The sequence below is a fragment of the Arthrobacter sp. MDT2-34-1 genome (assembly GCF_059091365.1).
The window spans coordinates 1,945,118-1,971,091 of sequence record NZ_JBNHGO010000001.1 but is presented as its reverse complement, the minus strand read 5'-3'; the positions used below and the strand labels follow the sequence as shown (position 1 = coordinate 1,971,091).

Annotated in this window: 23 protein-coding genes; 10 read left to right on the top strand and 13 right to left on the bottom strand. The window is 60.8% G+C overall.

Annotated features, from left to right (window positions below; translation table 11 throughout):
- Positions 1-44: 44 nt before the first annotated feature.
- Both AC5RVV_RS09210 and AC5RVV_RS09205 read right to left on the bottom strand, forming a co-directional pair.
- A complete protein-coding gene (locus AC5RVV_RS09210; protein WP_494001020.1) occupies positions 45-1,778 on the bottom strand; it encodes an ABC transporter permease in 1,734 nt (577 codons plus the stop codon).
- A gap of 295 nt (positions 1,779-2,073) precedes the next feature.
- On the bottom strand, positions 2,074-3,051 hold the full coding sequence (locus AC5RVV_RS09205; RefSeq protein ID WP_494001019.1) for an LVIVD repeat-containing protein: 978 nt from the start codon (positions 3,049-3,051) through the stop codon (positions 2,074-2,076).
- Positions 3,052-3,137: 86 nt separating this feature from the next.
- Between AC5RVV_RS09205 and AC5RVV_RS09200 the strand changes: the two genes are divergently transcribed.
- A complete protein-coding gene (locus AC5RVV_RS09200; protein ID WP_494001018.1) occupies positions 3,138-4,406 on the top strand; it encodes an alpha-hydroxy acid oxidase in 1,269 nt (422 codons plus the stop codon).
- Between the two features lie 7 nt (positions 4,407-4,413).
- A complete protein-coding gene (locus tag AC5RVV_RS09195; protein ID WP_494001017.1) occupies positions 4,414-4,833 on the top strand; it encodes a VOC family protein in 420 nt (139 codons plus the stop codon).
- Between the two features lie 36 nt (positions 4,834-4,869).
- Here AC5RVV_RS09195 and AC5RVV_RS09190 read toward each other — a convergent pair whose 3' ends face one another.
- Entirely contained in the window at positions 4,870-6,249 is a 1,380-nt protein-coding gene (locus tag AC5RVV_RS09190) for an NtaA/DmoA family FMN-dependent monooxygenase (protein WP_494001016.1), read from the bottom strand.
- A 109-nt stretch (positions 6,250-6,358) separates the two neighbouring features.
- Positions 6,359-7,321 (bottom strand): LysR family transcriptional regulator, encoded by a 963-nt coding sequence (locus tag AC5RVV_RS09185; RefSeq protein ID WP_494001015.1) that lies wholly within the window; start codon positions 7,319-7,321, stop codon positions 6,359-6,361.
- A gap of 125 nt (positions 7,322-7,446) precedes the next feature.
- Here AC5RVV_RS09185 and AC5RVV_RS09180 point away from each other — a divergent pair, with 125 nt between their 5' ends.
- From AC5RVV_RS09180 to AC5RVV_RS09170, 3 genes are read left to right on the top strand one after another with little or no spacing between them, the layout of a single operon-like run.
- A complete protein-coding gene (locus AC5RVV_RS09180; protein ID WP_494001014.1) occupies positions 7,447-7,980 on the top strand; it encodes a flavin reductase family protein in 534 nt (177 codons plus the stop codon).
- Positions 7,970-9,355, top strand: a complete 1,386-nt coding sequence (locus AC5RVV_RS09175) for an NtaA/DmoA family FMN-dependent monooxygenase (RefSeq protein WP_494001013.1) — start codon at positions 7,970-7,972, stop codon at positions 9,353-9,355. Before AC5RVV_RS09180 ends, AC5RVV_RS09175 begins: the two co-directional genes overlap by 11 nt.
- Positions 9,352-10,041, top strand: coding sequence for a nitroreductase (locus AC5RVV_RS09170; RefSeq protein ID WP_494001012.1), 690 nt, complete (start codon positions 9,352-9,354; stop codon positions 10,039-10,041). Before AC5RVV_RS09175 ends, AC5RVV_RS09170 begins: the two co-directional genes overlap by 4 nt.
- 55 nt (positions 10,042-10,096) lie before the next feature.
- Here AC5RVV_RS09170 and AC5RVV_RS09165 read toward each other — a convergent pair whose 3' ends face one another.
- Positions 10,097-11,050 (bottom strand): isocitrate lyase/PEP mutase family protein, encoded by a 954-nt coding sequence (locus AC5RVV_RS09165; RefSeq protein ID WP_494001011.1) that lies wholly within the window; start codon positions 11,048-11,050, stop codon positions 10,097-10,099.
- 32 nt (positions 11,051-11,082) lie between these two features.
- Positions 11,083-11,511, bottom strand: coding sequence for a MarR family winged helix-turn-helix transcriptional regulator (locus AC5RVV_RS09160; protein ID WP_494001010.1), 429 nt, complete (start codon positions 11,509-11,511; stop codon positions 11,083-11,085).
- Positions 11,512-11,642: 131 nt separating this feature from the next.
- Between AC5RVV_RS09160 and AC5RVV_RS09155 the strand changes: the two genes are divergently transcribed.
- Genes AC5RVV_RS09155 through AC5RVV_RS09145 form a run of 3 tightly spaced genes read left to right on the top strand, consistent with a single transcriptional unit; the run spans position 11,643 to position 14,972 of the window.
- Positions 11,643-11,957, top strand: coding sequence for a 2Fe-2S iron-sulfur cluster-binding protein (locus AC5RVV_RS09155; protein WP_494001009.1), 315 nt, complete (start codon positions 11,643-11,645; stop codon positions 11,955-11,957).
- Positions 11,958-11,964: 7 nt separating this feature from the next.
- A complete protein-coding gene (locus tag AC5RVV_RS09150) occupies positions 11,965-13,209 on the top strand; it encodes an NAD(P)/FAD-dependent oxidoreductase (RefSeq protein ID WP_494001008.1) in 1,245 nt (414 codons plus the stop codon).
- A 53-nt stretch (positions 13,210-13,262) separates the two neighbouring features.
- Entirely contained in the window at positions 13,263-14,972 is a 1,710-nt protein-coding gene (locus AC5RVV_RS09145; RefSeq protein WP_494001007.1) for an FAD-dependent oxidoreductase, read from the top strand.
- Positions 14,973-15,045: 73 nt separating this feature from the next.
- Here AC5RVV_RS09145 and AC5RVV_RS09140 read toward each other — a convergent pair whose 3' ends face one another.
- From AC5RVV_RS09140 to AC5RVV_RS09130, 3 genes are all read right to left on the bottom strand, one after another.
- Entirely contained in the window at positions 15,046-15,345 is a 300-nt protein-coding gene (locus AC5RVV_RS09140) for a hypothetical protein (protein ID WP_494001006.1), read from the bottom strand.
- Between the two features lie 129 nt (positions 15,346-15,474).
- Positions 15,475-16,473, bottom strand: a complete 999-nt coding sequence (locus tag AC5RVV_RS09135; protein WP_494001005.1) for a substrate-binding domain-containing protein — start codon at positions 16,471-16,473, stop codon at positions 15,475-15,477.
- Positions 16,470-17,873 (bottom strand): aldehyde dehydrogenase family protein, encoded by a 1,404-nt coding sequence (locus AC5RVV_RS09130; RefSeq protein ID WP_494001004.1) that lies wholly within the window; start codon positions 17,871-17,873, stop codon positions 16,470-16,472. Before AC5RVV_RS09130 ends, AC5RVV_RS09135 begins: the two co-directional genes overlap by 4 nt.
- A 707-nt stretch (positions 17,874-18,580) precedes the next feature.
- Here AC5RVV_RS09130 and AC5RVV_RS09125 point away from each other — a divergent pair.
- Both AC5RVV_RS09125 and AC5RVV_RS09120 read left to right on the top strand, forming a co-directional pair.
- Positions 18,581-19,888 (top strand): NtaA/DmoA family FMN-dependent monooxygenase, encoded by a 1,308-nt coding sequence (locus AC5RVV_RS09125; RefSeq protein ID WP_494001003.1) that lies wholly within the window; start codon positions 18,581-18,583, stop codon positions 19,886-19,888.
- A 50-nt stretch (positions 19,889-19,938) separates the two neighbouring features.
- Positions 19,939-20,382: a VOC family protein gene (locus AC5RVV_RS09120; RefSeq protein WP_494001002.1), complete on the top strand. Its 444-nt coding sequence runs from the start codon at positions 19,939-19,941 to the stop codon at positions 20,380-20,382.
- A 20-nt stretch (positions 20,383-20,402) separates the two neighbouring features.
- On the opposite strand, the gene AC5RVV_RS09115 is transcribed toward AC5RVV_RS09120, so the two are convergent.
- From AC5RVV_RS09115 to AC5RVV_RS09100, 4 genes are all read right to left on the bottom strand, one after another.
- The gene (locus AC5RVV_RS09115; protein WP_494001001.1) at positions 20,403-21,413 is read right to left on the bottom strand and encodes an aldo/keto reductase; all 1,011 of its coding nucleotides are present in this window, start codon (positions 21,411-21,413) and stop codon (positions 20,403-20,405) included.
- 331 nt (positions 21,414-21,744) lie between these two features.
- Positions 21,745-22,932: an acetyl-CoA C-acyltransferase gene (locus tag AC5RVV_RS09110; protein ID WP_494001000.1), complete on the bottom strand. Its 1,188-nt coding sequence runs from the start codon at positions 22,930-22,932 to the stop codon at positions 21,745-21,747.
- Between the two features lie 71 nt (positions 22,933-23,003).
- Positions 23,004-25,097: a 3-hydroxyacyl-CoA dehydrogenase NAD-binding domain-containing protein gene (locus AC5RVV_RS09105; protein WP_494000999.1), complete on the bottom strand. Its 2,094-nt coding sequence runs from the start codon at positions 25,095-25,097 to the stop codon at positions 23,004-23,006.
- Between the two features lie 80 nt (positions 25,098-25,177).
- Complete coding sequence (locus AC5RVV_RS09100; protein WP_494000998.1) at positions 25,178-25,903, bottom strand: TetR/AcrR family transcriptional regulator; 726 nt, start codon at positions 25,901-25,903, stop codon at positions 25,178-25,180.
- Positions 25,904-25,974 lie beyond the last annotated feature (71 nt).

The window sequence follows — 25,974 nt, the reverse complement described above, 5'->3', positions numbered from 1 at the left end:
CGGTTCTGTCATTTCTAGTTCTTTCTGAATTTCGGTTGGCCGGGTCACAGCATGTTCCTCAGGGATCGGACACCGGCAACAGTGGCAGTTATAGCGAACGCCACCAGCGTCACGATGACGATCAGCAGGGCGAGGACGGAAACTTCTGCCGTCGTTCCCGACACCCACCGGTCGTAAAGGAGGGTTGCGAGGACGTTAGTCTTCGCCGTAACCACAAGAGCGGCGGTCGAGAACTCGTGCAGGAGCAAAATCAGCACGAGCGCGAATGCAACGCTGATACCGCGTCGCGCGAGCGGAACATCGACTCGAAGGGCTGTTCGCAGAGGGCCAGCGCCGCTTGCGCGAGATGCTTCGGCGTACTCATCGCCCGTGAGCATCATCGACGACAGCTGAGGCCTTACCGCGAACGGCAGAATCACTGTGATGAACGCGATTACCAGCATTCCCCATGTGCCGTACAGATTGAACGGCGGTCCGCTATAGGTGAATAGCAGCGCCAACGCGAAGACCGACCCGGGCAGCGCGAGCGGCACGTTGATCAAAAGTTCGATCGTTGACTTTACAAACCGTGGGGTGTGGGTCCGATTCAAAAGCGCAACCGAGACGAGGTATGCGAGCGGCACGACGATTATCGTGGCTAGGCCAATGGTCAAGGCGGTTACCCGTAGGGCATCCAGCACGATGGGGCTTCCCAGGGCGGAGGTCCACCCGTTGAACGACCAGGTGCCCGGCTGCAGTCGTCCCGACCAGAACGGCGACAGCGAAACGAATACCAGTACAAGCACCGGAAGCACCGCCGTGATGAAGGCATATAAGGCGATCGGGATGACCGCGAGCCAGCTAGTGCGTGCGTGGCCGAGCCTGCTCTTGCCCACGACGGAGCGGTAGCGAACCTCATCCCGAAGTGACAGGCGCTGCAAGATGACAACCAATAGACCTCCAACAAGGAGGGGGAGCGACAGCGCGGCGCCGAGCGCGTAATCGATCGGGTAATCCTGCGAGATGCGGAACAAGAGCGTGGTCACTACGGCGATGTCGTTTCGTGCGCCCAAGATGAGGGGGGCAGTGAACTGACCCAGGCCGATTAGGAACACCATCCCGCCAGAGAAGGTGATCGCGGGCCGAAGCAGAGGGAGTGTTACCGTCCAGAACACGCGCCAGGGTGTGGCGCCCGCGGCTTCTGCGGCCACCTCCAACTCGTTGCCGCGCTGCTGGAGTGCCGACCGCACGAAGAGATAGACAAACGACGTCAACGAGAACGCGGTGATGAGAATGATCGCCGGCAAGGTGAAGATGTCGATGGGGCCGGTGGTTCCCTCGAACCAGCCGGTGGAGCGAAGGAGCTGGTTGATTAACCCGTTGCGAGGCGAAAGCAAGTAGGTCCACCCCACGACGGCCGCGACCTGCGGAACGATGAGGGGGATAAGGGGGACTACCGAGACGATTCCCGCTACCCGCGGCGGTACTCGCATGGCGCACCATGCAAGAAAGACTCCGAGCACGACCGCGATGGCCGAGGACGCAAGCGATAACAGGAAGGTGTTTCGCAGGGCGGCCCCAACACCGGGGAAGCTGAGCGCGGACCCGAAGGCCTCAGGTTCGAAAAGAAGTCGTCCTTCAAACACAACCAAGGGCCAGGCAATCAGGACGACAATGGCAGCAAAGAGGATCAGCCAACCCCACCCGCGAAACGGGCGGTTGGAGTTGCGGCCAAGTTTGCTCGAGGGGCTTTTTTCCTGGACGAATCGCTCACGTTCTGTGAGCACATGTTCGGTCATTTGTTGCGCTCCTTCGCGCCTCGATCTCTACACAGCCGATTCCACAGTAGGGAACACCGATCCGATGATTAGAACATGAGGCTAACGAGTGGGCAGGGAAAGTTCAAGCGTCACTGATAACAAATGCGCGCAGGTCGGTTATCCCGCATCAGATCCCGAGTTGAATGACGTCCACCCCCCGAACGCGATCGAGCAGATAAACAATCCCGCGATCATCGATCGTCACATCGTTGGATGATGCGCGCGCTTCCCCGGCTGGAGCGGCGGGTATGTGCCAAGCGACACGTTTCGGTGCCTATGGCTCGGCAAGATCGAATACCTGCAATCCAGACGAGAACCACGCGAACGGGACGATGGTCCCGGTAAAGCGCTCGGACGGTTGGTGGCAGCCGGTGAACTTTTCTTGCGGGGAGCCGTCGACATCGATCCCCGGAACGTTGATCACAGAGACGGGCACGGGAAGTGACTCGTTCGTTATGTCGTAGACCACGGCGAACGAGGGCGGTGCTGGGTAAAGCTTCGCCGCATCCTCGTCTGCGACGATCATGTAGTCGCGACCCCTGATGGGTTCATGGAGCGGGAGGGCGGTATGGGTTGGATGCGGGAAGGTGGGGCTGCGGCGAGATTCGCCGACTGCGAACGGGGTCTTAATGTCCGAAATGTCCAGGATGACGAGACCGTGGTGCCAGTAGCTCACGTAGAGGTGGTCTCCTCGACGTAGCGGATGGTGGCAGCGTGGGGGTGGGAAGTCGTCCCACGGATACGGTTCACCACCCTCTTCCCATTGGCCTGGCAGCCACCAACGGGAGACCTCGGTGGGCTGCGTGGGGTCACGGAAATCCAGGATGACGACGATGTTTCCTCTATACCCGTTCAAAGTTGCCGAGACATACGCGTAGCGTCCGTCGAAATCAAAGCGGTGCACTCCTCGACCGGGAGCCTTCCACTTGCCAAGCAGTTGTGGCTTCGTGGGGTCCGAGATGTCGTAGGCGACAAGGCCGCCGACGAAGGGGTCAGACGCGGGAGCGCCGTTCCGTTCATGATTCACCAGCATGATGTTTCCCATTGCCCTGACCTTGTGGGAGTGCCATCCCTCGGGCATTTCCGTGCGAGCGAGGAGAGCCGGATCGCTCGGGTTCGAAATGTCGTAGATGCTTGTGCCAGCTGGTGCGTCTATGTGACCCACGAAGAGCAGGTTGCCTTCGGTTCGCACTTGGCCGCCGCCCGGGCAATCGATGTGCGCTAGGAGGGTGGCGTTCTCGGATGTCTTCACGAGCGTATCCTTCCGACGTTCGAAATGACCGGATAGCAGAATGGACGTCTGATTAACATAACGTTTTGCGGCGTGGGGACGGTAGCATGATCAAGCGTCGTGGCGCCGCTGCTACGACAGTATGGGAGGACACCTTGGCCAACCCCTTCGCCGGCGTAAGGTTCCGGTTGACGTCGCGGCTGGATCCCGCCTCGGTCGAGGATTATCGAAGAGCCGCTCGACGACGTCTGCCCGGTATGGTCTGGGCCCACATCGAAGACGGCGCAGAAGATATGATCACTCTCCGTGCAAATCGCGACGCCTTTTCCACATGGGCCCTGCGGCCGAGAGTGTTTACTGGTCGGCGCGCCAGTGATCTTTCTGCCAAGCTCGGCAGCACGGACATATCTTTGCCTGTCTATATTTCTCCCACCGGAATGACGGGTTTGGTCCACTGGAAAGGTGAACTCGGCGGCGCGCGCGCCGCCGAGATGGCCGGAACGCGGCTGGTGCTCAGCACCGCTGCGAGCTACACGGTCGAAGAAATTGCCAAGGGTACGCGCGAAGACCATTTCTTTCAGCTCTACCCATATCGGAGTGACGCAACTGGTGAGCGTGGCATCACTGAAGAGTTCATGAACCGCGCATACAACGCAGGCTTCCAGGGGTTGTTCGTCACAGTCGATGTCCCGGTCCCGGGGAACCGTGAAGCGGAACGCCGACACGGGATGGGAACAGCGAGGACAGCACCGACACTCACCCCGCGACGCATGATTGATGCGGCGCTCAAGCCCGGGTGGGTCCTAGGCTTCGCAGGCCGTCAGCGTTCAGCAGCGAGAATGCTTGCCGAGGTCCGCGGAACCACGAATGCTGTCGAGGCGGCTCGCGTTCAGTTGCAACTCAGCCGACCCGACCTGCGTTGGAGCGACTTCGAATGGATGCGCGACCAGTGGAAAGACCGTCCTCTCATCGTCAAGGGCGTGATGCATCCGGATGACGCAGCCAAAGCCGTCGAACTGGGTGCCGACGGGGTAGTCGTATCGAACCATGGTGGCCGCCAGTTGGACGGGGCACAAAGCGCTCTTGATGCATTACCGGCGATCGCCGACCGGGTGAATGGCAGAGTGCCTATCTATTTCGACAGCGGAGTGCGACGGGGAAGCGACGTCGTGAAGGCGCTCTGCCTAGGGGCAACCGCCGTAGGGATCGGGCGTCCCTTCCTTTATGGTTTGGCGACGAGCGGAGCCGAGGGAGTGGCTCATGTGCTCGAAATTTTCCGAGAAGAGATTGCGAGGACTCTGACGCTCATGGGTGTCGGGTCTCTTGCCGAGCTCGAAAGATGCATGGTCGTGCCCACCGCGGCTGCTAGAGAGTGAGCGACGGATGTCTGTGTCGTCCCTCGACCACGTCGTGCTACCTACAGAGCGCCCGGAAGAACTCATCCAGTTCTACGAGAGACTGGGCTTCGTTCTAATGGGAGTGGATGGATGGCGACGCGGGGAAGCTCGGGCCTTTTCGTTCGCTTGCGGTGATTCGAAGATAAATGTCCACCCACCCGAGGTGTGGCAGGATCCTCGATCTACTCTGCGGGGGTCGACCGCGACTCCCGGATGCGGGGACTTCTGCTTCGTTTGGACGGGATCCGTCAGCGACGCGATGGCGGTGATCGCCGCGGCTGGCGGTGAACTCATTGAAGGTCCCGTGACCCGGCGTGGCGGTCGAACCGCGGGGACCGAAACCGGAGTAAGCGTTTACACTCGAGACCCGGACGGGAACCTCTTGGAGTTTATCGCCTATAGCTAGCAGGCCCGCCGGGTCCAGAGTTCAGTTGTCCCGCTCTTACTCGGTGTCTGGGTACCGTCCAGGCTCTGCCGGGTGCGATAACCCGAGACGCTGGCGCACGGTTAGGCCTTCTGGCGTCTCCTCCGGAACAAGACCTCGGCGTCTCAGTTCGGGAATGAGGAGCTCGGCGACATCTTCAAACGACCCAGGCACTGAAGCTGGCAGAATTGCGAATCCATCGCACGCGCCCGTGGTGAACCACTCCTCCATGGTGTCGGCTACTTGAGAAGGTGTTCCCTCCAGCCGTCGACCCCGCTGCTCCGCTCGCGACTGCACGAGCTGTCTCAGTGTGAGTGAGTCGCCGAAAATTCTTCGCGCTCCCTCGATCTGAGAGCCCAGCATCCCGCGGGAACCCGCGACAGACTCGAGCAGGTCGTCGCTCAGCGGTTCATCGAGTGGGAGCTTCTTGAAATCGACGTTCCCCTGCTCGGAAAGGAAGATTAACTGCTCGACTGGATCTATCAGGCCGTTGATGTACTCCACCTTCGATGCGACCTGTTCGACTGTTTCAGCAACGACGACGGGCAGGGCGGGCAGAATCTTCGACGAGTCCGCATCCCGACCGTTCTTCTGCAGTGCCTCTTCATGGCTGCTGTAATGCTCTCGGGCGGCATCTACCCCGTGCGGCGACGTGAACACGAGGTCGGCCCACTTGGCCGCGAACTCTCTGCCGCGTGGTGATTGGCCAGCCTGCAAGAGCACAGGCCATCCCTGAGGGGGGCGAGGCACCGTCAGAGGCCCGCGAGAGGAGAAAAATTCCCCCTCGAAATTTATCGGTCTAACGCTTCCCCGCCGGGCGAAAACTCCGGTTCCTCGATCGATTTCCAAAGCGTCGGGAGCCCAGCTTTCCCATAGCTGTGTCACCAGTCGTAGAAACTCATCGGCACGCTCGTACCTGGAGTCGGGGTTTAGGTAAGCAGAACCGTAGTTCGCAGCTTCATCGCTATTCAGGGACGTGACAATGTTCCAGACGGCACGTCCGCCTGACAGGTGATCGATTGTTGCGAATGCTCGGGCGACATCGTACGGCGAGCCGTAGGTCGTCGAATAGGTGGCACCGAGTCCGATGCGAGATGTCGTGGCGGCGATGGCTCCCATGAGCGCGAGAAGATCGAGTTTGACCGTGCGGGAGCCACGCTCGACAGCATCGTCGATCGAACCGCCGTATGCCGCTGGCATCGCCTGTCGGTCGTCAAAAAAGAGCAGGTCGAACCCGGCTTGCTCAAGCTCTTGCGCGAGAGAGATGTAGTGGCGGGCGCTGAGAATTTGTGTATCAGTACCAGTGTTGAGCCACGATGCTGTAGACGATTTCGTGACCGATGCGGACGCAAACGCCGCGAGGATCAGGTAGTCACTTCGTTTATTGATGTCATTCACCTTTTCCGGGCGTGCGTGCAAGCGGCACTGATCGGTTTTCTCTGTAGAACAGGCTTCCCACATGGGGAACACTATTGGCTAGCCAGCCCGAGTACAAGGGAGCTCCCACCTACCCCGAGCCCAATGTGCCGAGGTCTTCACCGCGCAGTTGTCGATCGGGAGCGGCACCCAGGATGTCCTCGCGGGTTATCAGACCCCTGACTTTCTGAGACACGAGTTCAGCGGCTGGCGACAGCGCTGCATCCTTACGCCGGATCACCGCGTAGCGCGCACCCGTGTTGTCCAACTCCACGGGCAGGCTGGCTAAATTGAGGTCCGGGCGCAGGCGAACGAAGGCTTCTGTTGCGTAAAAAAGGGCATCCGTAGAAGCCGCAATGCGTCCGAGGACGTCGTAGTCGTCTATCTCAATCGTTGGGAGCTGAAGGCCGATGAGGGAGTAGGATGACGCCTTGTCGGGATCGCGAACGAACGAACCTGTAATGACTGGGTAGTTTCGCAACTCAGACGGCCTGATGGGTCGCCCGAGCAGAGGGTGGCCCTGACGCACGAGAACGGCGGGGCGGATATCTGGAAGCCAGTCACCGCTAAGACTTTCGACGATGGTGAACCCAGCAGGGTCATGCGGGACGCTGCCCACGTAGAACTCGATTTCGCTCGCGAGAAGCAGATTGAGAAGGTTCTTGTTCGAGTCACGGATCACGCGTAGACGAGTCCCCGCGGATTCGGTAAGAAATGACCGACCGAAGTCCGACATAAACATCGCGGCCGTCATGGGAGCAACGCCGAAGGCTACTGAGTCGCCACGACCCGTGGCGACCGCGTGCAGATTCTCGTCGGTGAGATAAGCCCTTTGGAGAAGCTGTTCGGCGTGAGCGACGAAACGTGCACCTGCGGTCGTTAGACGGGCACCTCCGCGTCCACGCTCAAAAAGCACAACCGAGTATTCGGCCTCGAGCGATTGAATGCTTCTCGTCAGAGCGGACTGCGACATCGGTATGGCTTCGGCCGCAGCACTAAAGCTTCCCAGTTCGGCCACGAGCGCCGCGTGCCTCAGTTTGTGGAGATCGAGCATTAGGATCCTCTCACTATGTGCGGGGTCTTGGATGTGTCCCCTTGCGACCAAGTATGCGTACGATGCATGTAAACACGCAAAATATGCATTGGACGCAGGCATGGGCGCTGCGCTGTACTTAGGACATGGAGACACACATCACAACAAGTTTTCGCGATGCCATGGCAGCCTTGTCCGCCCCGGTCACTATCATTACGAGCATCGAGGAGGGCGTTCCTCACGGCACGACCGTAACGGCTTTTGGTTCGCTCTCGATGAACCCGCCGATGGTAATGGTTTCGCTCGATCGCTCATCGAACCTCCTCGGCGTCATCAAACGCACCGGCGGTTTCGGCGTCAACATCCTCAACTCGACGCAGTCGTCGCACTCGAATGGCTTCGCTCGCAAGGGTGTTGACAAGTTTGCCGGCGTTCCGTGGCGCCTCGATGAAGGCATGCCGCGCATCCTCGAGAGCCTTGGATGGGTATCCTGCACGGTCGCGACGATCGTGCCGGGCGGCGACCACGAGATCGTCCTCGGTAACGTAGTCAGCGCCGACGTGGGCGAAGGCGAACCCCTCATGTACTTCCAACGCCAGTACGGTACACACCTCTCACTTACGGACGCGGCTGAGCGCCGTGACTCCTCAATGCTTACACGGGCAAGCAATGTCGCATGACGCTAAGGGCAGACTGCGGTTTGCCTACTTCACAGCTTTCGATCCTGGCGGCTCGCCGATGGTCAACTGGGACCAGCCGGGCCAGAGGGATTTCGATTATTTGAATCTGCAGCATTGGATCGATCTAGTTCAGGCTCTCGAAAAGGCAAAGTTTGATGCAGTCTTTTGGGCCGACCACAGCGGCGTTCACGATCGCTATGAGGGCTCCTGGGAAGCGGCTGTTGAAAGCGCTGTCCAGTTCCCTGTTGCTGACCCAGGACTATTGTCCGCCGCTCTCGCTAGCTCGACGACGGATATCGGACTAGCTTTCAGCGCCAACGTAATTCAGGACCACCCATACTCCTTTGCGCGCAAGCTCTCGACGCTCGACCACCTCACGCGGGGTCGCATCGCCTGGAACATCGTGACGTCGTTCCAAGAGTCTGCTTGGCGCAACCTTGGCCACGAGAACCGCGGTGTTCACGCCGAGCGTTATGAACGAGCTGAGGAATACCTTCAAGTGCTCTACAAGCTCCTCGAAGGTTCGTGGGCAGATGACGCGGTCGTGCGTGACCTCGCTTCGCGCACTTTCGCTGACCCACGCCGAGTCCGCGAAATCAACCACCAGGGGCAGTACTACACGGTTCCGGGAATCCACACGAACGAACCGTCCCCCCAGCGCACACCGGTTCTGTTCCAAGCGGGAACATCTGAAAACGGTCGCCAGTTCTCCGCGCGCAATGCCGAAGCCATCTTCGTCAAGGCGTTCAACCCCAGTGGTGCGCGTGTACTGATTGATGACATGGAGCGCCGTCTGGCCGAGAACGGCCGTGCCGCATCCGACCTCCTCTACTTCCAGGCTGTGCGCGTTGTCACGGGCTCGACTGAGGAGGAAGCCAAACGTAAGGACCGCGAGGTCCAGGAGTACCTCAACTCCGCTACTAGCCTCGTAATGCAGAGCTCCATGATGGACACCGACCTTGCGACGATTGACCTCGACACCCCGATCGGCGATTTCACAGGCGACGCGCTGCAGGGCAAGTTCCGGGCTCTCGCCGAAAGTGCTCCCGACAAGAACTGGACCTTCCGGCAGGTCGTCATGGAGCTCGGCGTCGACCGCTTCGTTGGCACCCCGGAGCAGGTCGCTGACCACTTGGAAGAGTGGCGTGACGCGGGCATCAGCGGCATCAACATTACCAACCATCCGGGAGCGACTGACATGTACGACTTCCTGGAGCATGTCGTACCGGTGCTGCAGGATCGCGGACTCATGCAGCGCGAATATGCACCCGGAACCATGCGCGAGAAGTTGTTTAACGCTGGTCCTCAGACCGCGGGCCCGCGACTGAACGAGCGTCACCCGGCTGCCGGGCATCGAATGGAGCAAGGCGAGTGATTGATGTGGACACCGCGACGACGAATTTTTCCGCCGTCGTTCGCGGCAGACGGTCGATTCGGGACTTCGAATCCATGCCTGTCTCCAGAGGAATCATTGAAGCCGCACTTGATGACGCCAGACATGCGCCGTCGAACTGCAACACTCAACCGTGGCTGGTGCACATCGCATCGGGGCAGACGCGCGATCGCCTGAGCGCGGCGTTGCTTCGCGACCGGGACAACGCGGGAGAGTCGTACGATTTCTCGTTTGATACCGCTGAGTATCCGAGTAGATTTCTGCCGCGCATCCAGGACAACGGTCGGCGAATCTACGAACCGCAGGGAGTAGAGCGCGGTGACAAAGAGGGTCGAGCTCGCGCCGCGTCGCGAAATCTAACGTTCTACGACGCGCCTCACGTCGCGCTGTTCTTCATGCCTGCCGTAGGTGACAACGTGCGCGTGGCCGCCGACCTCGGGATGTTCCTTCAGACGTTTCTGCTTGGACTAGAGGTGCGCGGGGTCGGTAGCATCCCGCAGACGTCAATCGCGCGACACGCCCCGGTGGTACGTGATGTACTCAACGTTGATGGTGATCAATTACTCCTGTGCGGTGTTTCGTTCGGGTACGCAGTCACGACGTCGCCCGTGAACCTCGTGGGCTCACCGCGGGTGGGGCTGGACGAGTTCAGCGTCTTTCATCACTAATTAGGTAGTTCGACGCGATTGATTGCTCGGGGAGCCTGAAAGGCTCCCCGAGCAATCAGGTGGCGCGTCCGTCGATCCCTCCGATACCGATGCTGTTGGCGTAATCGCGGTGGAATTCAGTTGGCAGGTAGGCTTCCTCCATGCGGCGCACGTCGGCGTAGCTCTTCACCAGGAACTCGTTGCGGTCGAAACGGCTGTCCATCGACGCGAGGGCTTTTTCTACCGGTTCTAGTTCGCCGGTTTCTTTGACGGCTGAAAGCAACTGCCAGCTGTAGTGCATGTTCAGGGGGAAAGTGAAGCGCAGAATATTGATTGCTTGACCCATTGCGCTCATCTCAGCGACGCTTGGCGCGGGGCCAGCGGTGGCCGAACTCGCGATGCAGAAGGCTGGTCCTTCCGTGGCCGCCAGTGCTTCGCGGCATTCATCCCAGGTGGTTAGTCCCTCGTAGAAGATGACATCAACGCCTGTTTCTTCTCGGTAGAGACGTCCGCGTCGAATGGCCTCGTCAAGGCTTCCCCCTTCAGCACCTCGCGCGTCGGTGCGTGCGACGAGCACGAAGTCAGGATCGAGAGCGTCGCGGGCGTCGACTGCGGCGCTTAGCCGGCCGATGGCTTCCGCATCAGAGACAATGCGGCGACCAGCGACACTTCCGGCCTTCTTCGGTTCGACCTGGTCCTCGATGTGAATCCCGGCTACTCCCGCCCGAATGAAGTCTTCGGTTGCTCGCCACATGCTCACGATACTGCCGTACCCGGCATCCGCGTCACAGAATACGGGGATGTCGACGACCTTCGCCACTTTCGCCGCGTGGTCGACCATCTCACTGAGCGTGAGGAACCCGGTGTCTGGGTAACCGTAGAGTGCGGCCGTGGCGGCACCTGAGATCTGAAATGCCTCGAACCCGAGCTTCTGGGCCATCAGCGCCTCATAGGGCATGACGCCGAACGGGACAAGAGTGGTTGTCGGGGATTCGAATACGTCGCGTAGCCGCTTGGCTTGAGTGCTCATGATTTACGTCCTTCTGTTGTCGTAGTGCAAGGTTACGAGTCAGCGAGCCGGGCCATGATCGGTGTTGCGGTGAAGAGGGCTTCCCGTTCAGCAGGGTCGAGTGCTTCGATCTGCTGAAAAAACCACGCCTCTCTTTTTCTGCGCGCCTGGTCGGCCGCCTCGCGACCACGTTCAGTGAGGGACACCGCCACCCGTCTCCGATCTTCGGGGGTCGGCTCGCGGGAGACGAGGGACGCCCGCACGAGGGCGTTTAGCGTGCGGTTCATGGAAGGAGGGGTGACGCGCTCAAGTTCACTGAGTTCGCTCGGGGAGAGGGGCCCGAACTTCATAAGAAGGAGCAGCACGGAAAGGTGACCGTAAGAAATCTGCTCATCCAGTTGCTCGATGCGCATCCGGCGTCCTAGACGCGAAATAGACAGCCTGAGCTCGTGAACGGAGACGGCTTCGTTGTGATCGAGCATGAGCTTACTATAGGTAATTAGCGGCGCTAATCAAAGCCCTATGCAGGTGGAGTTAGCCGTGCTAACATTCTTCCCATTGGAATTGCGTTCTATTAGAGCGCGAGACTGCCTACAGGAAGGGCTGCGTCACCATGAGCGAAGTTACATACATCGTGGCTGAAAACGGTGATTACACGATTGAAGCGGGCGACGATGAGTCGCTCATGACCATTGCGGTCAACAATGATGTGCCCGGCATCGAGGGTGAGTGCGGCGGCGAGATGAACTGCGGTACATGCCACGTGGTGGTGGACGAGGCGTGGGCATCGAAGCTACACGAACCGAGCCAGTCTGAGCAGGAGATGATCGAATTTCTCGATGATCCCCAGCCGAACAGTCGTCTCGGATGCCAGATCCGGATGGCGGCTAACCTGTCCGGCATCCGCGTCACGGTAGTCACGGACTGACACGACCATGCAGAATCATTACGATGTCATTATCGTCGGTGCTGGTCACGGAGGCGTCATCGCTGCAACGTCGCTGGTGAAGGCTGCCTTCGCCGGCCGCATCGCTCTTTTTAGCGACGAGGCGTCGTTACCTTATGAGCGCCCCCCGCTGTCGAAGGCGTACTTGAAGGGCGAAGCGACCGAAGCAGAACTTTTGTTCCGTAAGCCCGAGTACTGGGAAAATTCTCCGGTCGACCTCCATCTGGATACCCGAGTCGTCACAGTGAACGCCCGCGATAAGACCCTCACCACAGCCAAGGGCGAAACAGTGGGCTTCGGTAAGCTGGTCTGGGCGGCGGGGGGCCGCGCGCGGACTCTGCCCGTACCGGGCGGTGACCTAGCCGGGGTGCACAGCGTTCGCACCCTCGTGGACGCTCAGCGGATCGAGGCAGAGCTCCCGAACGTGGCGAATGTCGTCATAATCGGTGGAGGATATATTGGTCTCGAAGCGGCTGCAGTGCTCAGATCCATGGGACGAAACGTCACCGTCGTGGAGATGCAAGAGCGCCTCTTGGCGCGCGTGACGTCCCAGCCCATCTCGGATTTTTATCTCCAACTGCACCGCGAACACGGCACGCAATTCGTGTTCGAAACCGGAGTAACTGAACTGCGGGGCGAGGGCGGAAGGGTCGCCGGCGTGATCCTCGATGACGGCCGCGCACTGCCCGCAGATGCCGTAATCGTCGGCGTCGGTCTCGTCGCCAATATCGAGCCGGTGCAGGCAGCCGGAGCAGAAGTTGGGTTCGGGGGCATCGTCGTCGATGAGTTCTGTCGCACGGCGATCGATGGAGTCTACGCAATTGGTGACTGCGCCACCCATGTGAATCGGTATGCTGGTGGCGACCAGGTTCGTCTGGAGTCCGTCCAGAACGCTACGGAACAGGCGAAGGTGGTTGCCAATCACATCGCGGGAGTTGGCAAGCCCTACGATGTCTTGCCGTGGTTCTGGTCCGACCAGTTCGACGCGAAGCTCAAGACCGCGGGCCTCCTGCGCGGCAGGTACGAAGTGGTTCTTCGCGGAGAGCCGACCGTTGAGGGCTTCAGCGCGGTGTATCTCCGCGACAACCGCATCATCGCGATCGATGCCGTCAACCGGATTGGCGATTTCACCCATGCCAAGGCGCTCATTAGCCAGGCGGTCGCCGTCGACCCCGCCGTCGTCGCGGATGCGTCGCGACCCCTGAAAGACCTCATGCCGGCCTTGCAACGGTAGCCCGCGCAGCCGACAAATTCGCGGGGCATCCAACATCACGGAAAAGGGAACATGTGAACGACACTGAAGAGTTCGAACATGAAGTCGACCTGCTGGTGGTCGGGTCCGGTGCGGGCGGGTTCGTCAGCGCGCTCGCTGCTAAGGACGCTGGCCTCGACACCCTCCTCGTGGAGAAGGCCGAGTTCTACGGTGGATCGACCGTCTTGTCGGGCGGATCTATCTGGGTTCCGAACGCGCCCGAGATTGTTCGAAATGGTCTGAACGTCAGCCGGCAGAGCGTAATCGACTACCTCACGTACATCAGCAACGGTGAAATCGCACCTGCGCGAATCGAAGCTGTCGTCGATGGTGGGCCGGAGATGCTCGAGTTCCTGGAGCAGCTCAGCCCCCACATGGTCTTCGAGTGGCGACCCGGATACCCGGACTATCACCCTGATGCACCCGGAGGTTCGAAAATCGGGCGCTCTGTGGAGGTCAAGCCCTTCGACCGACGAGAGCTTCGTGAGCTCGGGGCGGAGATGCGTGAACCGACCCTGCGTACGCCCCGAGGTATGTGGATCGGCTCGAACGATCTCCACGCCTTCCTCGGGCTGCGTCGCAGCTGGAAGGGCAAGGCGATGTTCGTGCGGTTGCTGTTCCGCTACATTCACGCGCTCCTCACCGGTGCGAAGATCACCACGCGAGGCGAGGCGCTTATCGGACGACTCCGCCTCGCTCTCCGCGATGCTGGTGTGCCGGTATGGCTGCGCACGCCAATGGAGTCGTTGATCATGGAGGACGGCAAGGTGGTCGGTGCTGTCGTGACGCGCGACGGCCGTCCCTCCCGCATCCGGGCTCGTCGCGGCGTTGTGATCGCATCGGGCGGGTTCGAGCAGAACCTTGAAATGCGTAAGCAGTACCAGCCAATCGTCACTGAGAAGTGGACGTCCGGAGCTCCGGAGAACACGGGCGACGGCATTGTCGCCGGGCAGAAGCTGGGCGCCGCTACCGACTACATGGACGATGCTTGGTGGATGCCCGCAATCCCTTGGGGAAATGGTCGCATGGGCGTGTTGCTCTTTGAGCGGCAGATGCCGGGACAGTTCATCGTAAACGGTGCTGGTGAGCGCTACACGAACGAGTCCGCGCCGTACACGGACTTCATCCACGACATGATTGCCGGTGAGGAGTCTGGCGTGCAGCACAACCCGTCGTGGCTCATCATCGACAAGACATCGTGGCGCAAGAACATGTTCTCGACTCACCTCCCGCTCCCGAAGATCCCGTTTGCGCCGGTGCCTACCGGGTACTCCGTGCCGAAGGCATGGAGTGAATCGGGCGCGGTCAAGTCGGCCCGCACCCTCCGTGAGCTCGCCCAGGAGATCGGAGTGCCTGCAGACAAACTTCAGGCGACTTTCGAGCGCTTTAACGAGTTTGCGTCAAAGGGTGTAGACGAGGACTTCCACCGGGGCGAGAGCGCCTATGACAACTACTATGGTGACCCACGTCTCAAGAACCCGAATCTGCGAGTCATGGATGACGGGCCCTACCTTGCGTTCAAGGTTGTTCCCGGCGACCTGGGTACTAAGGGTGGGTTGCTAACCGACGAGCACGGTCGTGTGCTCTCGGCTGACACCGGGGCGCCGATCGAGGGTTTCTACGCCACCGGCAACGCTGCGTCGGCTGTCGTTGGTAATGGCTACCCAGGCCCTGGTGGAACCATCGGTCCGGCAATGACGTTCGGGTACCTCGCGGCGTTGCACGCTGCGCAAAAGGTCAGCTGAGGCTTCTCTACCAGCTCATAAGAAAGGGCGCCATCCGCAACATACGGATGGCGCCCTTCGCCTTTGGCCCTGCTTAGATGAGGAAGCGCTCGTGCACCGACTCCGGGAACAGCTCTTCGGGTTGAAGGCGCTTCGAGGTGAGTCCCTGCTCGAAGGCGTATCCGAGGAACGCGCTGAGCGTCACTCGGTTGGCTGCGAGTCCGTATGGCCAGAGGTCGTCACCGAACACCCGACGCGCCTCGAGGGCGCGATCGACCGCCCACGGGACCGGCGTATGCGGCGCCGTGTAGTCGGTCATCCGCTCAAGGCTCGGGTCCTTCGCTTCGGCGAAGGCGTCCACGAGATTGGATGCGAGCCACGGATGCTCTTCCAATACCAATGACGTTCGGGTACCTCGCGGCGTTGCACGCTGCGCAAAAGGTCAGCTGAGGCTTCTCTACCAGCTCATAAGAAAGGGCGCCATCCGCAACATACGGATGGCGCCCTTCGCCTTTGGCCCTGCTTAGATGAGGAAGCGCTCGTGCACCGACTCCGGGAACAGCTCTTCGGGTTGAAGGCGCTTCGAGGTGAGTCCCTGCTCGAAGGCGTATCCGAGGAACGCGCTGAGCGTCACTCGGTTGGCTGCGAGTCCGTATGGCCAGAGGTCGTCACCGAACACCCGACGCGCCTCGAGGGCGCGATCGACCGCCCACGGGACCGGCGTATGCGGCGCCGTGTAGTCGGTCATCCGCTCAAGGCTCCGGTCCTTCGCTTCGGCGAAGGCGTCCACGAGATTGGGTGCGAGCCACGGATGCTCTTCCAATACCGCAGCCTGCACGACGACGAGGTGCATGATGGGGAAGATCCCGGTGCGTGAGTAGTACTCCTGTTCAACCTTCTGCGTGTCGGAGAAGAGTTGAACGATGCGACCGGAGCCATCCGCGAAAGCGTCGGGCTGGTGGGGAACGAGCATGGCGTCGAGTTCGCCGTCCAGCATGAGCTGGTTGAGGGAGCGTTCTCGCTCCGCGCGAATGCGGATGCCCTCGGGGAGATCCACAGGGAGCGTCTCGATCCGCCCAGGGGCGTTGATTCCGCCCTGCACCCAATCGATCTCAGTCAGGTCGAGCCCCCACTCGTGCTGGAGCATCGCCCGCTGGTAGATCGTCGCCGTCACCGTCCACTCGGGTATGCCGATCCGAGCTCCGGCCAGCTTCTCAGGCGCGTCAACGGCACCGCCAGCGGGCACGAATATGCCCGACTGGCGGAACGACCGGGACAGGAAGATCGGTAGCCCGACAAGGGACTTGTCTCCGCGTCCGACGAGAGTGCTGTACTTGCCGAGGGACATCTCGGAGATGTCCCACTCGCGGAACTTCGTGAGGCGATAGAAAATCTCCTCCACTGGGTGCAGCATGCAGTGAAGGTCGACGCCGTTGACGTCCACCGTGCCCGAGATCAGGTCGCGGACCTGGTCCGAGTCATTGACTGCGAGTGTGAGGCGGGGACGCTCGCGGTTCGTCACTTAATCTTCATCTCGTTGATGACCTTGAGCTCGGTCATTGCCTCTAGGCCCCACGGCCCCTTCTCGATGCCAATTCCGCTCCACTTCCACCCGGTGAGCGGACGAGTGAGCCCGGAGGTTCGGTGCCCGTTGATCCAGACGGTTCCTGCGTCGAGTTGGTTGGCGATTTCACGCGCCTTCTCGACGTCGTTGCTCCAGACGGATGCGCCGAGGCCGAACATCGTGCCGTTCGCCTTTTCGAGTGCTTCTTCGACGCTGGCGCAGCGGACTACCGGTAGTACGGGCCCGAATTGCTCCTCGTCCACGACGCGCACGCCGTCGGCCACGTCGGCGATGACAGTGATCTCGTGGAAGTAGCCCCGGCGGTCAATTCGGTTACCGCCGGCCACGATCCGCGCACCATGCTCGCGAGCGTCGGCGATGAGGCTCTCAACGTGTTCGCGCTGCATCGGGGTGGCCAGTGGTCCAATGGTTGTCGCAGGATCAAGCGGGTCGCCGACCACTGCAGCGTTTGCACGCTCGGCCAAAGCGTTGACGACGCGGTCGTAGATGTCGCCAACCACGTAGAGGCGCTTAAGTGCGAGGCAAGCTTGGCCTGTGTTGGCGAATGCAGCGGTGAAAAGCTTGTCGGCGATTGCCTCGACATCAACGTCAGGTAGAACGATTGCAGCGTCGTTACCACCGAGTTCAAGAGTGACCTTCTTTAGGTCTTGACCAGCAGCGGAGGCAATCGCCTTGCCCACGGGGATCGACCCGGTGAAGGTCACCTTGCGAGGTGTTGGGTGCGACACCATCCAGGCACCAAGCGGCTCAGGACCAGAAACCACGTTAAGCACACCGGCCGGAAGGAGGTCCATGATGAGTTCAGCGGCGCGCAGGGTACCTGACGGGGTGAACGGAGAGGGCTTCACGACGAGCGTGTTGCCGGTGATCAGCCCCGGCGCGAGCTTGAGCGCGAACATGAACATTGGCCCGTTCCACGGCGTGATCGCCGAGATGACTCCGATGGGCGCCCTCGTCGCGACGACTCGTTCCTTTTCGTTATCTTCGATCACCACGTCCTCAAGGCGCATGTCGGCGAAGTGGTGTATGTAGTTGGCCAGGCTGTCAACCTCGAAGAGGGCGAGGTCTATCGGCTTGCCGAGTTCCTTGGCAACGAGTTCGCCGAGTTCTTGCCTAGCCCCGCTGATGCGCTCCGCTGCTTTGTGCAGGATGTTGGCACGCTCATCGATTGGTGTGCGTGCCCATGCCGGAAACGCGCGCTCTGCAGCGGCAAACGCTTCGTCGAGTTGTTTACGGGTGCAGATCGGAGCGCGAGCCACGACCTCTTCGTTGGCGGGGTTTAGAACGTCGAAGAAGTCCTCTCCTTCGACGGACTTGCCGTCGAGCACCATATTCATTGTGGGTACCGTTGTGGTGGGCGACATTGCGCGGACCTTTCGCGTGAGCCGATGAGTTGAGCCAGTTCGAGCCGCAGACGACAGGGTCGTGCGCAACGATGCTCTATGCAGACCATCGTTCCACTGGAGGGAACGGTAGTCAAGATGTTACCCGCGGCAGCGCGACCTAATGAGCCGCGTTCCACACGTCTGCGAGCTCACTCACTCTGACCGCAGCACCGAAGGTCAGGGAGGTTTGGAGAACGCGCACCCCATTTGAACCCAGGAGCTGATCGAGGCCGGTGCTGAGGAACGCGCTGTAGCGATGCTTTTTAGGGGGTTTACTCATTTGGTCTGCCTTGGCGTAAGTCTCCGTGGGTACGCATCCGGCGAGCGTGCTGCGGCGATCAGGGGTCTCCAAGTAACCCCAGTCCGGGGAGGCCTTGGCGGGGCCTCGCAGTATGCGATGGGAGTACCTGTTCCTGCCATGAAGAGCACGCGATTCGTCCAGTCGGTTGAGGTCTGAGGCAGGATGGGCAAGAGCCCCTCCATCTTTGGATGAAAAGCATTGTGGGCGCATTTCGCACCTGCTAGGTTGGTGACGTTGCGTCCTCCAGACCTAGATTCTGCCTCACAGACCGATACCGCTCGCGGCGCTAGACACGGCTAGCGGGAAAAGCTTGCCGTGTCGCGTGCAATTTCGTAATTCAACGAGAAAGTGAACCTAAGTGGTCGAGAACTCGCGTCACATCCATCTGAACCTCATACCTAACACGAACCTGCTCCACAACGGGCTCGGCAGGTACCACCAGGCACGCGGTACGGAGTCAGAGAACCCCGTCGACACTATGGAGCTCTATCTCGAGTACGCGAAGCTGGCGGAGAAGGGCGGGTTCACGACGCTCTTCCTGGCCGACGTACCCGGTGCGGCAGGAAGGCCCATCGCCGATGCCGGTTCTCCAGAACCCCTCACAGCGCTCGCGGCAATCGCTGCAGTTACGCAGACCCTCGGTCTCGTCGCGACGATGTCGACAACTTTCTATGACCCGTACAATTTCGCCCGTCTGGTCGGTTCGCTCGACCTCATTTCGAATGGAAGGGCGGGGGCGAATGCGGTAACGAGCGGCGTCGATCTTCCGGCGCTCAACTACTCGATGGAGGCCCTGCCCGACCGCACGGCTCGTTACGAGCGTGCGGATGAATTCCTCACCGTGGCCAATGCCCTATTCCGCAACCGTGAGGTTCGGCACAATGAGTTTGGCAACCTTGAGCTGTTCGGCGACCCTATCGACCACAAGGGCAAGCATTTCTCGGTGCGGGGGCCCTTGAACGTCGCTCCCAGTCGCCAAGGCGCGCCTATGATCGCTCAAGCGGGTGCGTCGGGGCCTGGAATCAAACTTGCCGCCAAGCACGCGAATATCGTCTTCACCAACGCGAACACGCAAGCCGGTGCTCTCGAGTACCGCGAACAACTAAACGCTGAGCTGCGTGCCGTGGGGCGTGCTGAGAACAGTGTGCCGATCCTCCCGGGAATCACTCCGTTCTTGGGGAACACACGGGAAGAGGCGCAGCAGCGCAAGGACGAGCTAGATTCCCATCTCGATCACGCTGCCCTTGCTCCCTTCGTTCTTCGCGGGTTCGGTCTCAGCTTCGAGTATGACGATCTCGACGATCCGTTTCCCACCAAGACGCTTCCTCATCCCGAAGAGATCGTGGACCGCATCAAGAGTGCGTACGGTAACTACCTCGGCCTTTACCTGTGGCTCCGCGAGAACCCGGGTGTGACTGTACGCCAAGTCGTTTCACAAACTGCAGGTGGCTTCAGCCACCGTAAGTTCGTTGGGTCTTACGACGAGTTCGCCGATGAGTTGATCGGCTGGTTCGCATCCGGTGCGGTGGATGGCTTCACCGTGATCCCTGCGCTCGGAGTGCCGTCCATGCGCGATGTCGTCGAGGAAGTGGTGCCCCGACTGATCGACCGCGGGTACTACCGGTCAACGCAAGACACTCGCTCCCTGCGGGAGCGCTTCTCATGATGGGGGAAACAAGCATGCTCCTCACTAGGCAACCGTTCCAGCTCGCCTACGTGACTACGGATATCGACAGGGCGGTCGCCGGGTACGAGCGGGAACTGGGTCTGTCGAAGTTCCGTCGCTCCGAGCGCGAGCTACAGGTCACCTCGCAGGGCGAAGCAACGTCGATCTCCCTTCGCCTCGCCATGGCCTTCATGGGGGACTCGATGATCGAGATCATCGAGGCGGTCTCGGGCGATAAAATCTTTACCGATCGCCTCCCCGACAGCGGCTTTGGTATTGCATTTCACCACTTCGGTTATGTCGTGAGACCCGAAGTCAAGTGGTATGACTTCCGTGAAACACTGGATCCTGCCAGGGTGGTAATGGAAACAGCGGGTGACATGTCCTTCGCGTATCTTGATGCGAACCCGACGCTCGGTCATTGCCTTGAGTATCTGCACTTCAGTGCTGAAGCCTTCGACGCCTTGGTCACGAGCGTTCCACGCCACGACTGATCGGCATCCGTTCGCGCTGTCTACGCGTCGTCGGTGATCCGACGTTGTACTGGGTACGCCGGGTCGTTGTAACCAGGGGTGGACGGATGACCCGGCGAGACGAGACGATCGACCAGGGCCTCGTCGCTGGCGTCAAGCCGGGTCGCGAAAGCTGAAAGGTATGACTCCCACTGGGCAAACGTGCGGGGGCCCGCGATGACGGACGTGACGTCTCTGCTGCGCAGTACCCATGCAATAGCGAACTCGGTCAGCGTAAGTCCACGTTCCGCGGCATGGCTCGCTAGTTCTTGAGCGATCGCGATCGACTCCGGTCGCCATTCGCTTTGCATGATTCGTACGTCATTCCGCCCTGCCCGAGTGTCAGGGGCGGGAGGCTCGGTGGGCGAGTACTTGCCCGTGAGTATGCCTCGGGCGAGGGGGCTGTAGGTGACCACGCCCACGCGGTAATGTCGTGCCGCGGGGAGGTGCTCGCGTTCAACGCTGCGCTCGACGATGCTGTACACCGGCTGCGTCGCGATTGGCCGATCGATGCCCAGATCGTCCGCAATCTGGCAAACCAGCCCGACCTGCCAGGCACGAAAGTTGGAGACGCCGAAGTAACGTATTTTGCCTTGGCGGATCAGGTCCCCGATCGCCCGTACGGCCTCGGGTAGCCCCGCTTCTTCGAACGGCCGATGAAGGTACAGGACGTCGATGTAGTCGGTGCCGAGACGGCCGAGGCTTGCATGGACGGCCTCAAAAATCCATTTGCGCGACTGGCCGCGCTTGTTGACCCCCGTGCCCCTAGCGTTGCCCAGCTTGGTGGCCAACACCCAGTCGTCACGATCTGCCGCTATCGCCGCACCGATCACCGTCTCTGATCGGCCGTCATTGTATGCGTCCGCCGTATCGATGAAGTTCACGCCGTGACTACGTGCACTGGCGATGATGTTTGCCGACGTTTCCTCATTGGTCTGCCCACCGAACATCATTGCTCCGAGGCACAGACGAGAAGCTTGCAGGCCGCTCCTGCCTAGGTGTCTGTACTCCATCGTCGCCCTTCCCTTCATAGCCAGAGGTCAGTACAACTAACAAGCTTCCCCATGCCTATCAGCCGTGCGCGTCGGCGCCGGCCCTCCTTCTTGGCCGAGGCGGTAGCGCATTGACAGTTGCGGCCGGATCAAGATTGCGAACATTATTGTGTCCATGGCCCCCGTAGAAGAACATCTGCGAGGATTAGTTGGGTTACTCGAGGGACGCATTCGTGGTTGATCCTAGCTACGTCGCGAAGGAGCGTCGGCATCTGCCCAGCTCTTTAACAATAGTTTCAGGGGCAGCTGGGCTGACCCTGGGATTGCCCGCACGCAACCAATCCTTGTTGAGTCATCGTGAAAGTAGCAGTGCTTCCCCTTGGCCGCCTCCACCGCACAGAGCTACGGCCGCCTTGCCTGTGCCGCGGCGTTGGAGTTCGTAGACGGCGGTGACAACAACACGCGCTCCTGAGGCACCGATCGGATGGCCCAGGGCAATCGCTCCACCATTGACGTTGACCATGTCCAAGCTGATTCCGAGCTGGTTGGTCGAGTGCAGGGCTACAGACGCGAATGCTTCGTTGATCTCAATGAAGTCCAGATCTTCCACCGACCAGCCGGCCGTATCAAGTGCCTTGTTAATGGCCCGGGCGGGTTTGTCCGGCAGTGAAGTATCCGGTCCTGCTGTCTGTCCCGGAACGCCAACTATCGCCAGAATTTCTAGCCCGTGGGCTTCGGCGTAGCCGCGTGTGGTCAGCACCGTGGCAGCAGCGCCGTCGTTCAGAGGCGAGGCGTTGCCGGCGGTTATCGATCCGTCGGGGGAGAAAGCCGGCCTGAGCTTGGCCAGGGACTCCTCATTGCTGTCCCGTCGCACACCCTCGTCTGTGGCCAGCAACACTGTCTCTCCGCGGCGTTTTGACAACTTGATCTGGACGATCTCGGCGTCGAAAATGCCGGTGCTTTGGGCGGCGGCTGCGCGGCGATGGGAGCTCGCAGCGACCTCATCTTGTTCGCTGCGTGAGATGTTGAGGTTTCTATTTGCGCGGTCAGTGGCCAGGCCCATGGCCGCTTGGTCAAAGGCGTCGGTGAGCCCATCGTGGGCAGCAGAATCTACCAGCGCAGCGTTCCCGTACAGGTGGCCGGCGCGAGAACCAAGCAACAGATGCGGGGCGTTGCTCATCGATTCCTGTCCACCGGCGACGACCACTGCGGCTTCTTCCAACCGCAGCATCCGGCTCGCCTCAATGATCGCGCTCAGTCCCGATAGACACACCTTATTAACCGTGGCGGCGTGGGCCGTGAGCGGGATTCCCGCGGCGACGGCTGCCTGCCGAGCAGGGTTTTGTCCGGCACCAGCCTGAAGAACATGTCCCATGATGACGGCATCAACGGCGGCCGTCCCGATGCGCGCCCGGTCAACGGCAGCGGCGATCGCCGCCCCACCCAGTTCGACGGCGGTCAAAGGGGCAAGTTGTCCCATCAGCCTGCCCTGAGGCGTTCGGGCGGCTCCGACAATGACAACATCTTCAGCGCGGGTCATATGCTTCTCCTGGGAAGAAAGGGGGGTGCAGGCGGAATGGGTTCATCAGCCGCCAGCCACCCGAGGTGGGATTATGAGGCGGCGGGGATAGGAGCGCGCAACCTCGGATGGAATGCGGTGCCTGTTTCGCGATCCAATAGCGGGGTCAGCCCGCCGGTGTGGAAGGGATAATTGGCGCCCAAGATCATGCACAGGTCTATCTGTTCCGGTCCCGCAACGACTGACTCGTCCAGCATTTCCCGGACTTCCTCAGCGAGTGCAGCCAGAATTCTGCCGCGGACTCTGTCGGGATCAATGGGCTGCGATGCCGGCAGCAAGGGCGCCGCGGCGGGGGAGAGCCGCCCCTCGTTGTCCAGATAGCCAGGCAGCCCCGCTGAGACGAGCGCAGCCAAACTCCGGCTCACACCGAAGCGCTGAGGATAGGCCCGGTGCATGGTCTCACAGATATGCAACTGCACTGCCGGTCCAATGAACTGGAGCAATTCCAGCGGCGTCATGGGCAAACCCAGCGGATCCAAGGCATGGTCCACTCCAACCGGATCCCCGCCGTCGTCAAGCAGCGAGAGGACCTCGTCAAAGAGCCGTGTCAAAAGGCGGTTCACCACAAACCCCGCCCTGTCTTTGACCAGCACGGGCGTCTTGCCCAGCCGTTTGGCAAGTTCAAATGCTGTTGAAAGAGTCGTTTCGTCCGTCTTCGGCGCGGAGATGATTTCCACCAGGGGCAGCACGGCCACCGGATTGAAGAAGTGGAAGCCGATCAGCCGCTCTGGCCTGGTCAGAGACGCGCCCATCGCCTCAATCGATAGCGAGGAGGTGTTGGTCAGCAGCAGCGTCTCCGGCCGCAGCAGCGGTTCCAGCTCGGCGAACACAGCGCGCTTTACTTCCAGCTCCTCGAAGACAGCTTCAATCACCACGTCGCAATCCGCGAAGGCGGCCTTGTCGGTGTCCCCGCTAATCAGGGCGCCTACGGCTTGGGCATCCGCGCTTTGCATGTGACCGCGAGCCACCTGCTTCTCCAGCTGTCCGAGAATCCACGTGATCGCCGCGTCGATGCGCTCCTGCGACAGGTCAGTGATCCGCACAGGGACACGCAGTCGTTGCGCAAAGACGAGGGCGAGTTGGCTTGCCATCAGTCCGGCGCCGACAACGCCGACCGAATCCACTGGTCGAGGTTCAACCGCGGGCCTGCCGGCCGGTTTCTTCGCCAGCGACTGGGTGAGGTGAAAGGCGTAGATGCTGGCGCGGGCCTGATCCGAGAGCAACAGTTCGCCGAAGGCCCTGATCTCCGACTGCTGCCCGAAACCGCGCGCAGATCCAGCCGTAGCGGCAATCAGTTCCAACGCTTGGTAGGGAGCGGGAACGGCGCCGTGCAACCGCGCATCGAGTTTCGCCCGGATGGTCTCCAAGTGCCCATCATCAGTGCTCGCAACCCCGGGCTCCGGGGTATGGTCGGCTCGGGAGGGCTCCCGGATTGCGCCCGAGAGAATACCTGCCGCGAAATCCAAAGAAGCAGCCAGGAAGCCGGTCTCCGGGAGCACGGCATCGATCAAGCCGAGAACAGCTGCGGCATGGGCGGAGAGATTCCTGCCTGCCAACGAGTCGGTGACCACTAGGTTGGCGGTCTTCGTGGGACCGAGCAGCGCGGATGTGCGGGAGATCCCACCCCAGCCGGGGATAAGGCCGAGCCGGACTTCTGGGAATCCCAGAGCGCGGGCCGAGTCCGCCGCAGTGCGATAGTCCGCGTGAAGTGCCAGTTCCAGTCCGCCGCCCAGCGCGATTCCGTTGACGAAGGCAAAGGTGGGAACCGGTAGGGCGGCCAATCGGCCAAACGTTTCCAAACCTTGCCGGGCCACTTCCTCGGTCTGTTCTCGCGTGGCGGCCTCGACCATTTTCTTCAGGTCAGCTCCGGCACAGAATACGGATCCCGTACCGGTCACGGCCACCGCATCGACAGCGGACAAATCCAAGGCCAAAACTGCCGCTTCCAACTCGGCTAGTGAGGCCGGACTCAGCGTCGCAGGGCGGGCGCCGGGAGTCGCCAGAGTCAGAATGGCGAAGCGGAAACCAGCATGATCGACATACGCAGTATCGGTCCCGGTGAATATCTCGGCGTTTGTTACAGAATGTTCTGACTTGCCTTCGGCGCCTGCTGGCTTTTCGCTCATGGTGCTTCCTCACATGTCGACTGCTAGCCAGTCTGATGTGAAATTAGGTTTCACGTCAAGTGATACTGCGTGTCAATGCGTTACTCTTGCTGAAGCCGCCGCTGGATTTCGCGGGCGATCTCGACCCCAGGAGTCGAGCGAGGAAAGACCGCAACAACAACGTCGTCAGCGCTTCCGGGGACACCTGGTAAGACGCCATGCAGCCGTCGCACCTTGTTGAGTTCCGCCCACAGTTCCGTAACAGTGGAAGGGCCGTCGTCGCCCCTCATTAAGGCGCGGAGGAAGTAATTGTTAGTGCTGACGACCGCGGAGGCGAAACGGATCCCGTCCAATGGGGCCAATCCCGGCAACGTCCGGTTCAGGTATAAGTTGAACAACCGCTCGTAGCGGAAGACGGTGACCAACTCCTTGTTTCGCAGCGCGGGGATGGCATTGACCACCGCGTATCGCTGTCTGGCAAGCTCGCCCTGTTGTTCGTAATGCTCGAACACCAAGGCGGCAGCCTCACAGACGGCCAGCCAGGGATCCTGGTGCCCCCTATTTAAGAAGGCCTCCGTCTGGTCCACCAATTCGTCATGGTCGGCGAAAACCACGTCCTCCTTGGAATGAAACTGGCGGAAGAAAGTGCTGCGGGATAGACCGGCGGCGTGGGCTATTTGCTCAACGCTGGTCGCCTCGAAGCCGTTGGTCGCGTAAAGCCGCACCGCCGTTGCTGCGACAAGAGAACGAGCGCCAGCCGGGTGTTTGGCCCCTTGTGCACTTTCCTTCACGTGCATGAGTCCCGCCCTGGTTGAGTCATTTTCCACGCTCCAACGGTACTACCGTGGTCTAACACCGCAGAGACTTTCATGTGAGGTCGGGCGCGAGCTCCATCCCG